Here is a 15650-nt window from a genome sequence, read left to right on the forward strand (position 1 = left end):
CCCGCGGACGACGACCGGCGACGCGCCCCCGGACACCACGCCGTCGAGCACATCGGCGTGCTCGTCCCCGAGGGCAGCGCACCCGCAAGTCCGGCAAGGACCCCCTCCGAGGCTCGGGTGCGGCAGGCCGACGAGGCGGAGGACCACCGGGGCTGAGAGCCTGTCGGGAGACCACCGATCGTGCGGCCACGCCCGATCGGAGGCCGCCCGACAGGCTCTGGGAACACCGCACAGGGGGACATCGTGACCGACACGGAGGCCGAATCCGGACGCAAACGTTCCGCCCCGCCCCCGTGGTTGCTGAGCGGACTGCGCCCCCAGCCGTCCACCCCCATCGCCCGCGCCGCGGTCGTCCGCGCCTCGATCGCCCTGGCCGCCCCGCTCGCCGTCGGCTTCGCACTGGACCGTCCCGTGTTCGGGGCGCTGGTCTCCATGGGCGCGCTCTCCGGCGTCATCGGCGACACCGCCGACGCGTACCGGATGCGCGTCCTCAACATCGCCGTGCCGCAGCTCTTCGGCGCCCTCGGCATCATGCTCGGCACGCTGGTGTACGGGACGGGCTGGACGGCGGTCGCCGCGCTGACGCTCGTCGGCCTGGTCTCCGGGATGATGTCGACGATCGGCGCCATCGCCTCCGTGTCCGGCCTGCTGCTCCTGCTCAACGCGGTGGTCGGCGCCGGACTCCCGATGCCGGAGCCGTGGTGGGTGGCACCGCTGCTGCTCACGGTCGGCGGCCTGTTCGTCCTCGCGTTGACCCTGCTGGCATGGCCGTGGCGCGGCAAACTGCCGGAACGGGTGGCGGTCGCACACACCTACCTCGCCGTGGCCGACATGCTGGAGGCCGCCGGCACCGACGCGTACGAGGAGCGGCGGCAGGCAGTCACCCAGTCCCTCAACACCTCCTACGACCTGATCCTGGCCCGCCGGGCCCGCTACCACGGCCGCAGCAACGCCATGGTGCGGCTGCTCGCCCAGCTCAACGTCGTCATCCCGCTCGTGGAGGCCGCGCCCGCGGTGCACGTGCGGCGGTGCGTGCTGCCGGACGCCGTCCCGGCCGCGGTGCGCGACCTCGCCGCCGCCGTCGAGGAGAGCCGCACCGGCGACCCCGCGCTCGCCCTCCCCGCGCCGGACCTCCCCGCCACCCGGGCGGTGGACGCCGCACTGCGGCACGCGGCGGCGGTCGTGCACAAGGCCGATCCCGACCCGTACAACGTCGACGACCGGCTCGGACGCCCCGCCGCCCTCGGCGTACGCGTGCGCCGTACGACGCGCGCCATGTTGTTCTCCGGGGCCTCGTGGCGGTACGGGCTGCGCCTGGCCCTGTGCATCGGTCTGGCCCAGGCACTCACCTCGCTGATCCCGGTCCCGCGCTCCTACTGGGTCGCACTGACCGTGACGTTCGTCCTGAAACCCGACTTCGGCTCGGTGTTCTCCCGGGCCGTGCTGCGCTCGGTGGGCACCGCGGCCGGCCTGGTGATCGCCGCGCCGGTGCTCGCCGAGGTGCCGATCGGCTGGTGGGACGTACCGGTGATGGTGGTGCTCGCGGCGCTGATCCCGGCACTTACGGCGAAGGGGTACGCCTTCCAGACCGCGGCCATCACCCCGGTGATCCTGCTTCTCTCCGACCTGTTGAACCACGAGGGCGTCCACCTGGTCCTGCCGCGTTTCCTGGACAGTCTGATCGGCTGCGCGATCGTGCTGGTCGCGGGCTATCTGCTGTGGCCGGAGAGCTGGCACGTCCGGGTCGGGCATCGGCTCGCGGACGCGGTGGCGGACATCGCCGACTATGTGGCGTGCGCGTTCGAGCGGGGCGGCACCAGCGGGCCGGACGGACTCGCCGCCACCGATGGCACCGCCGTCGGCGGCGAGTCGACCGCCGCGGAGCGGGTGCGGGCCCGGCGCCGGATCTACCGCGACCTGTCGGTCGTGCGTTCCGAGTTCCAGCGCGCCCTGACGGAACCGCCACCCGTCGGCACCCGGGCCGCCGCGTGGTGGCCACTGGTCGTCGCGGTCGAACGCATCGTGGACGCGGCGACGGCGGCCCGGGTCCGGGTCGACCACGGAGCACCCGAACCGCCCGCCGAGGAGGTCGCGGAGATCCGACGGCAGTTGCGGGAACTGTCGGACGGGATACGCGCCAGCGAGGTCCTGGTCGGCGTCCGCACGGAGCTGCCCGGCGACGAGCGGGGAGTACTGGCCCCACTGCGCCAGGAGGTGGCGGCGGCCCGGGCGATCGCCTCACCGCAACCGTAGGCGGTGCGGCCGCCGCCACGCGGCAAGCGGCTGCACCTACAACGACAGCTGCGGCTGCGGCTGCGGCTGCGGCTGCGGCCGGATCGTCACAGGGCGGGCCCGCTCCCGCGCAGCCGCTCCATCTCGCGCCGGTCCCGCTTCGTCGGCCGTCCGGCACCCCGGTCCCGCACCGGCACCTGGACCGCCATCTCGCGCGGCGGTGGCGGCGGGCTGTTGTCGACGAAGCACTCCACCGCCACCGGCGGCCCCACCCGCTTCTTCACGATCTTGGACACGACCACGATCCGGTCCCGGCCCGCGTGCCGGAGCCGCACCTCGTCACCGGCACGCACCGTCTGGGCGGGCTTGGCGCGCTCGCCGGCGACCTTCACATGACCCGCGCGGCAGGCGGCGGTGGCCTGCGAACGGGTCTTCGTCAGACGGACCGACCAGATCCAGACGTCGACCCGAACGCTGCCTTCCGCCTGCGGCGCCTCACCGGAAACCATGCGTCCGACTGTAGTGCGCCCCGAGACATCGGACCGGACCGGCAGCCCGGTTGTCGTACCCGGCCGACGACCGGACTGTCGGCCCGACGACCGGACTGTCGGCCCGACGACCGGACCGTCGGCCGGGGTGCCGGTCCGGACCGGCAGCCGGGTTGTCGGCCTGGGTGCCGGTCCGGACCGTGGTGCCTCAGCCGAAGTCGGCGATGACCTCCGACATGTTGTAGCTGTACAGCTCGCGCTTGCACGCCCCGCACGCGCTCGGCGCATGCTCGCTCAGCGACCAGAGCTGCGGCGCGAAACCGTCACCGCGCCCGTGTGCGAGGTACAGGTCCTCGGGCCCGAACGCCGACTGAAGGATCTTCGTGTCGCCGACGAGTTGGCCGGTCCCGTCGACCGTGCCCGGCGTGGCCTGGAGCAGTCGGCCGTTGTCGTAGCCGTTGCTGCGGTGGAAGTACCACCTGTCCTCGTACCGCGTCACGCCCTGGATCTTGTGCCACAGCGCCTCGTTGCCGAAGGTGGCGCCGGTGGGCAGGCCGTGGGCGAGGTCGGCGGTGGCGACCGTGCCCGTCGCGCCCTCGACCGCCGCCGTCAGCGCGGTCATCGGATACGTGCCGACACGGCCGGGGCTCGTGCCACCGTTGTTGGTGTTGCAGTACTCGCCCGGAATCATGTGGCCGGTGCCGGTACGGTCCAGCGAGATGTACGGGGCCTTCGGCCGCCCGGTGGCGTAGCACTGGTTGCCACTGGTGGTCCCGCCGTTCTTCGCCGTGGTGAACTTCAACGTGGCGACCTGCGGCATGACATAGCGATATCCGTACGCGTACCAGACGTTGCCCTGCCGGCCGACCCGCTTCTTGTCCAGGACATCACTGACCAGACCGTCCGGGGTGGGGTCGTTGACGTCGGCGTTGTTGTCCGGGTCGAGGTCCATGATCTTGCGCAGGTCGAAGACGCGCATGCCGTTGGCGGTGTCCGCGACGTACAGGTAGTTGCCGTACCAGACCATTCCACCGGCGTGGATGCCGTTCTGCGCGGCGCAGGAGGACGTGACGGTCGTGGTGCACGTGCCCTCGCGCGCGTGCAGCGCGTCGAAGGAGATGTGGTCCTTGGAGTTCATGTACGGCCAGACCAGCAGCACATGGCGGTACATCCTGGTCGCCTGGTTGAAGAAGCTGACCCGGATGCCCTTCTCGTTGGAGGCGTCCGACGCGGAGTCCTGGACGCAGTTGTCGCGGCCCGCCGCGTAGTCGCTCCGGCCGGGGTTCTGCGCGTCGTAGCCGGCCACGGCGATGGGCTCGGCGTCGGACGTGCCCCAGTCCTCGTCCTCCTGCGCGTCCGAAACACCGGTGATGGCCTGCGGTACCCATTCGGAGGAGGTCGCGTCGTCGCTCTTCCAGCAGACGCGGTGGTTGACCGCCAGATCGGGGCCGTGGATACCGGTTGTTCCGCAGGCGCCCTCCCAGTTGGAGGGCCGGTTGGCCTGCTCCATCAGCGCGGTGAGGCCCTGCTTGGGCAGCGCGGCGTCGAGTTTCGCGACGAGCCCGGAGATATCGGTGCCCTTCGCCAGCTTGAAGTCGGCGGCCCGGCCGGGCACGGGAGCGGCGGCGACGGCAGCTCGCGGAGCCGCCGAGGAGGCGTCGGACCCCGCACCCGCGAAGTCGTCCTGCTCGGCCCCGGATTCGTTGTCGACCCCGTCGTCCGGCATGCCCTCATGGCCCGCCGCGGGATCTGCGGCGGCTCGCGCGGAGGATGGCGGCACCGTCGCCGGAGCGGCTGCGGCACCGGCACCGGTGCCGGTGCCGGTGCCGGTGCCGGTGCCGGTGCCGGTGCCGGTGCCGGTGCCGGTGCCGCAGCAAGGCAGGAGAGCATCGCCCCTGCCGCAACGGCACACGCCTCAAGACGTGTTCTACGAGATGGTTTTCCCACCTGATCGCCCTTCTCGACCACGGTGTGAACAACGGACAACGGTGCGCTCGACTTTGGACCGAACGCACCGTCCGTTCACGTCAACGAGACGGTTCCGGGCCGCGGGAACGCATGCGAACGACGTACATCAGGCCCGCACGCCATGCGCACAGGACACGACGGGCGAGCTGCCAGGATGGGGCGGGAGGAGTCGCCTGTGGACCGATCGCGGGATCGCCGTTCACACGGGCGGGCCGTGCCGACGAAGGGCCGGATCCGGCCGCTAACCTTACGTATCCGCCCTGGCCAGGGATCAATTCCCGCAGGTCGGACATTTCATCGCACTCAACTCACGCGAAAGGCCTCGTTCATGGGCATTCGGAGCTTGCTGCGCAAGGTGTTCGGTCGCGAGCGCGCGGAGCAGGACGTGCCGGCACCGACGGCCACGGTTCCGTCCCAGGCCGAACGCACTGCGCCCGCGGAGTCGGAGGCGGTCACGACAACGGCGGACGAGTCGTCCGCGGAGACCCCCTCGGTGCGCGAATCCGCCCCGGCCGCCAAGGCTTCGATCCCGGCCCCCGCCGCGCCCCGGTCCGTCGAGCACGAAGGTGGCCTGGCCTCGGATCTGGTGGCTGCCGCCTTCGACAAGGCGTCGCTCCCCACGGTCCCGTCCCAGGGGTCGTCCCCGAGGACCACGGAACCGGAACCGGAACCGGAGTCGAAGCCGAAGGCCGAGAGCACGGAACGCGAACCGGAGCCGGAGAAGGAGAAGGAACCGAAGGCTGAGGCCCCGGAACCGCAGACCGAGGCCCCGGACTCGGTGGCCACCGAGTCCGAGACGGTGACGGTGACGGTGACGGAGGAAGCGACGGCGGCGGAGAGGGCCGACGACCAGGTCTTCGCCGACGCTCCCGCCGAATCAACGCCGATGCCGGAGGCGAAGACGGAGGCGAAGACGGAGGCGAAGACGGAGGCGAAGACGGAGCCTTCCGCCGAGCCCAAGCCCGAGCCCAAGCCCGAGCCCGAGGCCGTGTCCGAGCCCGAGGCCGTGTCCGAGCCCGAGGCCGTGTCCGAGCCCGAAGCGACGCCTGAGCCCGAAGCGGTGTCCGACACCGAGACCGTGTCCGACACCAAAACGACGCCCGAGCCCGAAGCGGTTTCCACGAACTCCGAGTCGACCGAACCGGAGCCGGTCACCGAACCCGCGGTCGGAACGGAGCCCGAGGCCACGTCCACGGAGCCGGAACCCGACCGCGCGGAGCCGGAACCCGAGCCGGCCACGGCAACGGCCGAACCCACGAAGTCCGAGACCGAACCCGCCGCGTCCGAGACCGAACCCACGAAGTCGGAGGCCGAGTCCGCCGCGTCCGAGACCGAGTCCGCGACGTCGGAGACGGAGTCCGCCGCGTCCGAGACCGAACCCGAGCAGGGGCCCGAGGCCACGTCCACGGAGCCGGAGCCGGCCCCCGAGCCGAAGCCCGAAGCCGCCCCCACGACTCCCGCCGCACCCGCGAAGCCGGCGCTGTCCCTCGCCCGGGTCAAGACCCGCGCCCCCGGGCTCGTCGACGCGTACAAGGCCGCCCAGTCCGGGCTGAAGGCGCACGGCCTGACCGGGCTGCGGGCCACCGTCTACCTGGTCCTGGACCGTTCCGGCTCCATGCGCCCGTTCTACAAGGACGGCAGCGCCCAGCACCTCGGCGACCGCACCGCGGCGCTCGCCGCGCACCTTGACGAGTCCGCCACCGTCCAGGTCGTCTTCTTCTCGACCGACATCGACGGCACCGGCACCATCGAACTCGCCGACCACGAGGGCCGGATCGACGAGTTGAACGCGGGCCTGGGACGCCTCGGCCGCACGAACTACCACCGTGCCGTCGAGGAGGTCGTCGCCCACTACGAGAAGTCGGGCACGACCGGTCCCGCCCTGGTGGTCTTCCAGACGGACGGCCCCCCGGACGTCAGACAGGCCGCCAAGCAGGCACTCGCCGACGCGGCGCGGCTGCCACTGTTCTTCCAGTTCGTCGCGTTCGGTGACGAGGACGCGAAGGGCTTCGACTTCCTGCGCAAGCTGGACGCGCCGAACGCCGGGTTCTTCCACGCGGGGCCCGCCCCCCGCGAGGTCGCGGACCGTACGTTCTACCGCGAGGTCCTTGCCGCCCTCCCCGCCTGGATCGCGGACCGCGCGGCGGGCACCGCGGGCTGATCGGACGGCAGGCGTACGGTCACGGCGAGCCCGCCCCCGGGGCCCGGCACCGCCGTGACCGTACCGCCGTGCGCGACCGCGATGGACCGCACGATCGAGAGGCCGAGCCCCGATCCCCGCCCCATCCGGTCCTTCCCCTCACCCCGCCGGAACGGCTCGAACAGCCCGGGAATGTCCGCCGCTTCCACCACCGGCCCGGTATTGCGCACTTCCAGCAACACCCCGTCGCCCACCGTCACCACCGACACGTCCACGGTGCCCTCGGGCACGTTGTAGGTCACGGCGTTGGCCAGCAGATTGGCCGCCAGCTGGGCGAGCAGCATCCGGTTTCCCCGCACCGTGCACGGCCCGGCGTCGACGTTCATGGCCGGGTACCGACCGTTCGCGACCGGTCGCCGGGCCGTCTCCTCCACCACCACCCGCGCGAAGTCCACCGCCTCCTGCTCGCCCTTCGCGAGCCCGCGCTCGCTGCGGGCCAGGACCAGCAGCCCCTCGATGAGCCGTTCGCTGCGCCGGTTGTTGTCCAGGAGGGTCTGCCGGGTCCGTACCAGGTCCTCCTGGGACGGGTTTTCCAGGCCGATCTGGATCGCGGCCCGCTGGGTGGCGAGCGGCGTCCGCAGTTCGTGCGAGGCGTTGGCGATGAACCGTCGCTGGCTGTCGAACGCCTTCTCCAGCCGGGCCAGCAGCGCGTCGAGCGTGTCGCCGAGCTCCTTCAGCTCGTCGTCGGGGCCGCTGGAGGCGATCCGCTCGTGGAGCGTGTGCTCGGACAGCCGGCGGGCCTTCGCCGTCATGGCGTGGACGGGCCGCAGGACCCGCCCCGCGATCCACCACCCCACACCGACCGCGCAGGCGGTCATGACGAGCAGCGCGGCGATGGACCAGATCAGCAGCTGGTGGCCGGCCGCGTCGCTGACATGGTCGGTGAGGTCGTAGACGGTGGGCGGTCCGAGCGCGCGCCGGGTGACGAGGGGACCGTTCACCGCGTATCCGGGCTGGACGACCGCGGCGGTGCGGGCGATGTCCCGTGCCTGGGAGTCCGTGCCCGCGCGGGAGGCCAGGTTGACGGTGGCGAGCAGCGCCGTACCCAGGACCAGGAAGACACCCCCGTACACGAGCGCGATCCGGGTCCGGATCGTGGAGTGCTGCACGTGCGGTACTCGGAAGACACGGGAGACGCGGGCGCGGAACGAACACGGCGTGCGGAACGGACGCGACGTGCGGGACGAGCGCGACGTGCGGGACGAGCGCGACGTGCGGGATGCGGGTGACGTGCGGGACGAGCGCGACGTGCGGGATGCGGGTGACGTGCGGGATGCGGGTGACAGGCGCGAGGCGCGCACGGCACGGGGATCGCGCGATGATCGCCTCACAGGACGTACCCCACGCCCTGCACCGTACGGATCAGTGCCGGTTCTCCCAGCTTCCCCCGCAGCTTGCTCATGCAGACCCGGACGGCGCCGAGGTGGGGCATCTCCCTGCTCGAACGGAGCTGAGAGCTCTGGGAAGGATCGGCGTTGGCGTCCCAGGCCCGCTCCAGCAGTTCCTCCGCGCTGACGGTGCCGCCGTCCGCTTCCAGCAGCAGCTGGAGCACCGAGAACTCCTTCGGCGAGAGGTCGAGCTCCCTGCCCTCCCGGGAGGCGGTGCGCCGCACGGTGTCGAGCCGGATGCCGTGCCGTTCCAACTGCGGCGGCACGGGGCGGGCGCTGCGACGGCGCAGCGCCCGTACCCGCGACACCAGTTCGGGGAACTCGAACGGTTTGCCCAGGTAGTCGTCGGCGCCGAGATCGAGCCCGGCGACCCGGTCCTCCATGGAGCCGGCCGCCGTGAGCATCAGAATCCTGGTCCGGGAGCCGGTGGCGACCAGCCGCCGTGCCACGTCGTCGCCGTGCACCCGTGGCAGATCGCGGTCGAGGACGACGACGTCGTAGTCGTGCAGCCCCAGGTAGGCGAGAGCGGCGTCACCGCTGTACACCGTGTCGACGGCGAACCCGGCCCGCCGCAGCCCGGTGGCGACCAGCTCCGCCAGGCTCTCTTCGTCCTCGGCGACCAGTACCCGCATCGTGATGTCCTCTGCCTCGTCCATGCGTGTCCACTCCCTCCCAGGATGCGTCCTCGTCAGGGCAAAGAATGTTTCGCAGAGGTCTCTTTCCGGCCCGTCACGGGCAACCCTGTGGGGACGCTTCGGGAACCCTGTGGGGCGCCTGTGGACCGGGGAGGACCCGTGGAGGAGCCCGAGCGGACGGCAGACTTCCGCGGCGGCCGCGGGTCGGTCACGGGGCCGGTCGTGGGGCCGGTAGCGGGGCCGGTAGCGGGACTGCCGCGGCGTCCCCACGAGGTGCGCCCGGGGTTCGGGCGTGTGAGTCGGTCTCCGGCAGGCCGTTAGGATTTCGACCATGGCGGCCACTGGATCCGAGAAGCAGGGGGCGAAGGCGTACTACGTCTCGACCCCCATCTACTACGTCAACGACGCTCCTCACCTGGGCCACGCCTACACGACCGTCGCAGGCGACGTGCTCACCCGCTGGCACCGCCAGCGTGGCGAGAAGGTGTGGTACCTCACCGGCACGGACGAGCACGGTCAGAAGATCATGCGCACGGCCGAGGCGAACGACGTCACCCCACAGGAGTGGTGCGACAAGCTCGTCGAGGAGGCATGGAAACCCCTCTGGGAGCACCTGAACGTCGCGAACGACGACTTCATCCGTACGACGGAGAAGCGCCACACCGACCGGGTGCAGGAGTTCGTGCAGGACCTGTACGACAAGGGCGAGATCTACAAGGGCGGGTACGAGGGCCCCTACTGCGTGGGCTGCGAGGAGTACAAGCTCCCCGGCGACCTCATCGAGGACGAGAACGGCGTCAAGCTGTGCCCGGTGCACAAGAAGCCGGTGGAGATCCTCAAGGAGGAGAACTACTTCTTCAAGCTGAGCGCCTACGGCCCGAAGCTGATGGAGTTCTACGCGAACAACCCGGACTTCATCCAGCCCGAGTCCGCCCGCAACGAGGTCGTGAACTTCGTCAAGCAGGGCCTCCAGGACCTCTCCATCTCCCGCTCGACCTTCGACTGGGGCGTCCCGGTGCCGTGGGACGAGAACCACGTCATCTACGTGTGGGTCGACGCCCTGCTGAACTACGCCACGGCGGTCGGCTACGGCGCGAACCAGGAGAAGTTCGACGCCACCTTCCCCGCCGACGTGCACCTGGTCGGCAAGGACATCCTCCGCTTCCACGCGGTGATCTGGCCCGCGATGCTGATGGCGCAGGGGCTGCCGCTGCCCGGCAAGATCGCTGCCAACGGCTGGCTGATGGTCGGCGGCGAGAAGATGTCGAAGTCGAACCTGACCGGCATCAAGCCGCAGGACCTGACCTCGCACTTCGGCGTGGACGCGTACCGCTGGTACTTCCTGCGGGCGATCGCGTTCGGCAGCGACGGCTCGTTCTCCTGGGAGGACTTCTCCGCCCGCTACACCTCCGAGCTGGCCAACGACTACGGCAACCTCGCCTCGCGCGTCGCCGCCATGGTCGGCAAGTACTTCGACGGCGCTCTTCCGGAGGCCACTGCCCCGGGGGACGCCGAGAAGGCGGTCCAGGAGGGCCTGGCCAAGGCCGTCGCCACGGCCGACCGGAAGATCGGCGAGGAACTGGACTTCCAGGCCGGCATCCTTGCGGTCTTCGACTTCGTGAAGCAGGTCAACGGCTACATCACGGAGCAGGAGCCCTGGAAGGTCGCCAAGGACGACTCCCCCGAGGGCCGGGCCCGCCTCGCGACGATCCTCTACACCGCCGCCGAGTCGCTGCGCGGCGTCGCGGTGCTGCTGAACTCCGTGATGCCGGAGACCTCGCAGAAGCTGTGGGACTCCCTCGGCGCCGAGGCGTCCCTGGGCGCACTGTCCGATCAGCGCATCCAGGACGCGGGCAGCTGGGGCCGGCTCCCGGCCGGCGCCACGGTCACCAAGGGCGCAGTGCTGTTCCCCCGCCTGGAGGAGAAGCCCGCCTGACCGGGCCGCCCGTCCGCACACCCGTACACGGCCGAGGGCCGGGACCACCGCCAGGTGGTCCCGGCCCTCGGCCGTGCTCCGTGCCCGTGCTTCGCTGTCCGTGCTTCGCTGTCCGTGCTTCGCTGTCCGTGCTTCGCTGTCCGTGCTTCGCTGTCCGTCGGTCAGCGGACCCAGTTCTTCAGCGGCTCGGTGTCCAGCTCGATGCCCACCGGGTCCGGCAGTTCGACGGTCTTCCCGTACGGCACCGTCACCACCTGTTCGTACCGCACCCCGTCGGGCTGTGAGTGCACCTTGACCTCACAGGTGTCCCGGTCGATCAGCAGGTAGACGGGAATCCCGGTCTCGGCGTACGCGCGCGGCTTCTCCACCCGGTCCCGTCGGTCGGTGTCCTCGTCGTAGGAGGTGACCTCAACGACCATCAGGACATCGTCGGGGCTGGCCCACTCGCCCTGGCCGACGAAGGCGCCGCTGCGGGCGAGCGCGCCGTCCGGGCGCGCGTTGCCCTTGCGGTACGTCTCGATGCGGAGCCCCTGCTCGGGATAGAGCCAACGAGCCGGGTCGGCCTGCATGCACAGACGCGTCAACCACTCGATGATCCGCCCGTGATCCCCGTCCGGCAAAGCCTTGACCCCCAGTTTCCCGTTCACGAACTCCAGACGCAGCGCTTCCTCGGCGCGTATGGCGTGGCGGGCGAGGTCCTCGAAGACCTCCTGGGTCAGCACATTCTCCTCAACCACGGTCATCACTCCCTCCTGGGAGAAACCGGACTGGCCCCAGCGTACGGGCCCACGCCCGGACCCGGACCCGGCTCCGGTTCACCACGCCTCCGGTCACCGCTCCGATCCCCCTCCGGTCACCCTTCCAGCCACTCGGCGTCCCCCATCACCACCACCGGGTTCTTCCTCGGATCGAGGAGCCTCAGCAGTTCCCGCATGTGGCCCTCGGAGAGCGAGACACAGCCCTGCGTCGGTCCGCCGTGGTCCACGTGGAGCCAGATGCCGCCGCCTCGTTCCTGGCCGAGCGGACGTTCCTGGTCCAGCGGCGAGACTCCGGGGGTCCGGTTGTAGTCGATCGCGACGACATAGTCGAAGGAACCTTCGAGGGGTTCCCCGTCGAAGCCCTCGCCACTCACGGAGTACGCGGGGTCCCGTTCGTAGGGGAACACGGTGTTCGGTGGCGCGAACAGACCGCCCGCCGCCGTCAGCCCGTAGACCCCGACCGGGGTGCGCAGGTCGTTCTCCCAGTGCTTGTCGGCCCATCCGTTCAGCCCGTTGTGGGCCTCCCAGCGGGGGGTGACCGCCCGCCAGCCCTTTGTGGGATCGTCGCGGGCGTAGAGAACGGCGGTGGACAGGCTGGAGTCGTAGGAGTCACCGGTGACGACGAGAGCCTGCCGGGCGCCCGCCGGAATCCTGCCCCGGGTCAGTGACCCCAGCCCGGGAATCCGGGCGGGCCGGGCGCCCGGGGCACGGGGCGCCGACGCGGCGGCCCGCCCGGGTGGCCCGTCCGCCTGCCGGTGCCCCGTCCGGGGCGCGGCGGAGGACGCGGCCGCCGACGGTTTTCGGGGTGAGCCGCCGGCGGTGTCCGCGTCGGTACCGGCCGAATCACCGCAGGCCGCGAGCAACACGATCGCGGCAACACAGGTACCGGCCCGAACGGCATACGGGGGACGACGCCGGACGGCCGACGTATGGGACACGGACACGGACTCTCTCCTCAGCGATGGGGTCGGCTGCGGGGCGCTCGGGGCGTTGGAGCCTTCGGGGCGCTCGGGTCGTCGGGAGCGTTCGGATCAACGTGAACGTTCGGATCGTTCGGAGGGCATGCGGAGACGACAGAACGACTCGCCGTCACGTTTGCCCCTTTCGACCCCAGTTAACGCCGAGCCACGAGACCGCGAATCCGCACCAGGGCCATACGGCGGTACGCACCCCCGCTCCCGAGCCCCACCCCTCTTCCACCCGGCACGCCGGTCCGCCGCGCCATACGAGCGAACCCCCGCCAAGTAACCTTGCTTTCCCATAACTTCGTCACCGACGCACAGCGGCCACCAGCCCGAGGCACAGCCTCCGGGCCACACGAGAGTGAGCGATATGCCCCTAATGTCGCGATCCGAAGAAGTAAGTAAAAACAGCTCTTCCCTGAGATAAACCCGCAGGTCAGGAAGTATGGTCCCCGCGCGTGCGGGGGTGGTCCCTCGATGGTGCCCTTCCAGATGCTCTACCGGCTATGGTCCCCGCGCGTGCGGGGGTGGTCCCCCGCAACCGGGGCGCAACCCGGGAGTGCAACCATGGTCCCCGCGCGTGCGGGGGTGGTCCCTCGCTGCGGCCCCGCACCGCCCCGGACGTCATATGGTCCCCGCGCGTGCGGGGGTGGTCCCGATCTCCCAGGACGAGCTGCGCTCGAAGCTCCATGGTCCCCGCGCGTGCGGGGGTGGTCCCACACCATCTCGGTGCGGCTCAACGACGACGAGATGGTCCCCGCGCGTGCGGGGGTGGTCCCGCGCCGCTGGTGAAGACCTCGCTGAAGCCCTTATGGTCCCCGCGCGTGCGGGGGTGGTCCCCGCCCGGCGCCGTCGCCCGCGCGTGGAACCTCATGGTCCCCGCGCGTGCGGGGGTGGTCCCTTGGCGATTGTCAGGCGGCGAACGGGTCGCACATGGTCCCCGCGCGTGCGGGGGTGGTCCCGCGGGGGCGGCCGGGGCCGGGTACTGGCTGGGATGGTCCCCGCGCGTGCGGGGGTGGTCCCGATGCCCGCACGTGACCCCCAGCGCGCCGAGGATGGTCCCCGCGCGTGCGGGGGTGGTCCCCAGCCGTGATCTCCATCCGGGTCCCGGTCCTCATGGTCCCCGCGCGTGCGGGGGTGGTCCCTCGGCCGCGCTGTGGCTCGGTCGCCGTAGCGTATGGTCCCCGCGCGTGCGGGGGTGGTCCCACGGCGGTGGTGCACTGGCGGGGCGGGGCCCAATGGTCCCCGCGCGTGCGGGGGTGGTCCCATGCTCATGCCGTCCGACGCCGACCGCGTCCGATGGTCCCCGCGCGTGCGGGGGTGGTCCCGGTCAGCTCCGCGTGCGCAGGTCTGACCTGGAATGGTCCCCGCGCGTGCGGGGGTGGTCCCCGTAGAACTTCACGAGCCGCTGGAGGGCCTGCATGGTCCCCGCGCGTGCGGGGGTGGTCCCTGGGCTACGAAGTACGCCCGACCGAGGCGTGGATGGTCCCCGCGCGTGCGGGGGTGGTCCCTCGGCGGCGTCCTCGCCATCGAAGAGCGCGTCATGGTCCCCGCGCGTGCGGGACCCGATAGGACGCGCGAAGGAGCCACCGCAAGTTGCCGGGACAGGTCTGTGCCAAGCAGGTTCCAGCGCCCGCAGGTGCGCCGTGCGCCGCCTCAACTGGTCGAAGAACGCCGCCTCGTCGGCGTCGAGGCCGGCCAACAGCCCCTGGTGGACATGCCAGGCGTCAGCGTTGATCTCGTACGGACACCGCGTGCACCGATACGCGTCTCCTCGGGACGTGCGCAGTCGTCCGCCGCACCGAGGCCAGTCCACCGATCTCTCCGGCCCAGCGTCCGGGCGCGGTGTTGCCGCAGCTCCAACACGTCTACCAGCCACCGACGTTCTGGCTCATCTGCCTTCCGCACCGGGGACACTGCATACGACCTCCCGTTCGGTCGGGTTGTTGGCGGCGGTGTCATTTGGGCCGGTGACAGGGACAGGCGCACCGCCCCACCTCGATGGGCGCCTCCCACTCCGGGCCCCCGCCCGCCGTGTGACACCCGGCCCCGGGCACTCCCCGTGCTCCCCGGTCCGACATGCGGGCGCAAGCCCCTCCCGGGCGGGCCTCGGCCCCATCACGGCTGCTCCTCGTACAGGACCAGGCGGCGCTGCTCGCGGCATCCGTCGCACGCGTACAGGGCGGCTCCGGGGCCCGAGCCCTGCTCAACGATCTCGATCAGCGCCGCAGTCCCGGACGGGCCCTGGTGCCAGTCACACCAGCCGGTCTCCAGCCGGTCTCCAGCCGGTCTCCGTCACCTCCGAGTCCGGCACCGGGCGGACGGGGCGCACACTCACCGCTGCCCACCCTCGCGCTGGTCGCACCGGCAGGCCGGGAACTCGGTCGACGGCTCCACCGTCTCGGCCGGAACCACCTCGGCCTTCGGCCGGACGACACGCGTCCGGCCATACCGGTCCACCTCGTACACCTTGATCACCATCGTCACGGGCAGCCCCCGTCGCGGTCGGTGCACAACACTGCTGACGGTAGGGGCGAGAACGCAGCAGGCCGACCCGGTTTTCTACGCGTTTCTACGCGAGTGCGGAGAAAGCCTCGGCAATCAGCCGCAAAGCCCCGGAGCCGTGCACCGCCGCCGCGCCCATCGCCTCATGTGCGGCCAGATACTGGGCCACCTCGGAGGGCGCGGTGATAGTGATTGCCGCCGTCAGGAGTTCCACCGCCACCTGCTCACCGTCGAACACGGTGTACGTCTCCAGCGGCCACATCGCGCCGGATGCCGCCGGGATGATGCCGAGAGGGCGAAAAAAGAGCCGAGAGGGCGAAAAAAGAAAGGGGATGCAGAGTATGTCCGGACGAACCAGACAGTTCTTGATCTGTGGGTTCCTCGGGAATCACAGAACCCTGCTTATGGGGTTTATCGGGATCGCAGCGGGTGTGATGGGGACGGTATTCGGAATCTCCGATGCGGCAGGGGTCGGCGAAATCCTTTCATTCCTCGGGATCGGCATACTGGGATTGCTTCTCGTGATGGGAAGCGTGTATGCCATGGTGATCCAACCCAAAGAGCAGAGACGCTCTCGG

11 protein-coding genes and 1 CRISPR repeat array are annotated in these 15650 nt (G+C 71.0%); of the genes, 3 read left to right on the forward strand and 8 right to left on the reverse strand.

What is annotated here, in order from left to right; genetic code table 11:
* Window positions 1–240 precede the first annotated feature (240 nt).
* Complete coding sequence (locus tag ACFC79_RS06400) at window positions 241–2253, forward strand: FUSC family protein (protein ID WP_376236663.1); 2013 nt, start codon at window positions 241–243, stop codon at window positions 2251–2253.
* A gap of 86 nt (window positions 2254–2339) precedes the next feature.
* On the opposite strand, the gene ACFC79_RS06405 is transcribed toward ACFC79_RS06400, so the two are convergent.
* Entirely contained in the window at window positions 2340–2741 is a 402-nt protein-coding gene (locus tag ACFC79_RS06405) for an RNA-binding S4 domain-containing protein (RefSeq protein WP_376235986.1), read from the reverse strand.
* 187 nt (window positions 2742–2928) lie between these two features.
* Window positions 2929–4446, reverse strand: coding sequence for a hypothetical protein (locus ACFC79_RS06410; RefSeq protein WP_376235989.1), 1518 nt, complete (start codon window positions 4444–4446; stop codon window positions 2929–2931).
* A gap of 570 nt (window positions 4447–5016) precedes the next feature.
* Here ACFC79_RS06410 and ACFC79_RS06415 point away from each other — a divergent pair.
* On the forward strand, window positions 5017–6849 hold the full coding sequence (locus ACFC79_RS06415) for a VWA domain-containing protein (RefSeq protein ID WP_376235992.1): 1833 nt from the start codon (window positions 5017–5019) through the stop codon (window positions 6847–6849).
* On the opposite strand, the gene ACFC79_RS06420 is transcribed toward ACFC79_RS06415, so the two are convergent.
* Together ACFC79_RS06420 and ACFC79_RS06425 are read right to left on the reverse strand one after the other, a co-directional pair.
* Window positions 6783–7997: a sensor histidine kinase gene (locus tag ACFC79_RS06420; protein ID WP_376235995.1), complete on the reverse strand. Its 1215-nt coding sequence runs from the start codon at window positions 7995–7997 to the stop codon at window positions 6783–6785. The two genes, ACFC79_RS06415 and ACFC79_RS06420, sit on opposite strands and share 67 nt — an antisense overlap.
* 218 nt (window positions 7998–8215) lie before the next feature.
* Window positions 8216–8908 carry a response regulator transcription factor gene (locus ACFC79_RS06425; RefSeq protein ID WP_376236665.1) on the reverse strand — a complete coding sequence of 231 codons (693 nt, stop codon included), beginning with the start codon at window positions 8906–8908 and terminating at the stop codon, window positions 8216–8218.
* 334 nt (window positions 8909–9242) lie between these two features.
* On the opposite strand from ACFC79_RS06425, the gene metG reads away from it, so the two are divergent.
* Window positions 9243–10847, forward strand: coding sequence for a methionine--tRNA ligase (gene metG / locus ACFC79_RS06430; protein ID WP_376235998.1), 1605 nt, complete (start codon window positions 9243–9245; stop codon window positions 10845–10847).
* 161 nt (window positions 10848–11008) lie between these two features.
* Here the strand turns inward: metG and ACFC79_RS06435 are convergent, their stop codons facing one another.
* The 4 genes from ACFC79_RS06435 to ACFC79_RS06450 all read right to left on the reverse strand — a co-directional run bounded on the left by ACFC79_RS06435 (window position 11009) and on the right by ACFC79_RS06450 (window position 15310).
* Entirely contained in the window at window positions 11009–11590 is a 582-nt protein-coding gene (locus tag ACFC79_RS06435; RefSeq protein WP_376236000.1) for a Uma2 family endonuclease, read from the reverse strand.
* A gap of 110 nt (window positions 11591–11700) precedes the next feature.
* Window positions 11701–12543, reverse strand: coding sequence for a L,D-transpeptidase family protein (locus ACFC79_RS06440; RefSeq protein WP_376236668.1), 843 nt, complete (start codon window positions 12541–12543; stop codon window positions 11701–11703).
* Between the two features lie 469 nt (window positions 12544–13012).
* A CRISPR array of direct repeats spans window positions 13013–14139; the repeat unit is 29 nt; unit sequence ATGGTCCCCGCGCGTGCGGGGGTGGTCCC.
* A gap of 762 nt (window positions 14140–14901) precedes the next feature.
* The gene (locus ACFC79_RS06445) at window positions 14902–15054 is read right to left on the reverse strand and encodes a hypothetical protein (protein ID WP_376236714.1); all 153 of its coding nucleotides are present in this window, start codon (window positions 15052–15054) and stop codon (window positions 14902–14904) included.
* 85 nt (window positions 15055–15139) lie between these two features.
* A complete protein-coding gene (locus tag ACFC79_RS06450) occupies window positions 15140–15310 on the reverse strand; it encodes a hypothetical protein (protein WP_376236003.1) in 171 nt (56 codons plus the stop codon).
* Window positions 15311–15650 lie beyond the last annotated feature (340 nt).

Origin of the sequence: Streptomyces sp. NPDC056061 (genome assembly GCF_042266885.1) — a bacterium.
Lineage (GTDB): Bacteria > Actinomycetota > Actinomycetes > Streptomycetales > Streptomycetaceae > Streptomyces.

Coding starts and splice junctions, on each gene's coding strand:
- ACFC79_RS06425 (WP_376236665.1), bottom strand. CDS start 8,908: ATGCGGGTACTGGTCGCCGAGGACGAAGAGAGCCTGGCGGAGCTGGTC.
- ACFC79_RS06410 (WP_376235989.1), bottom strand. CDS start 4,446: ATGCCGGACGACGGGGTCGACAACGAATCCGGGGCCGAGCAGGACGAC.
- ACFC79_RS06405 (WP_376235986.1), bottom strand. CDS start 2,741: ATGGTTTCCGGTGAGGCGCCGCAGGCGGAAGGCAGCGTTCGGGTCGAC.
- ACFC79_RS06435 (WP_376236000.1), bottom strand. CDS start 11,590: ATGACCGTGGTTGAGGAGAATGTGCTGACCCAGGAGGTCTTCGAGGAC.
- ACFC79_RS06415 (WP_376235992.1), top strand. CDS start 5,017: ATGGGCATTCGGAGCTTGCTGCGCAAGGTGTTCGGTCGCGAGCGCGCG.
- metG (WP_376235998.1), top strand. CDS start 9,243: ATGGCGGCCACTGGATCCGAGAAGCAGGGGGCGAAGGCGTACTACGTC.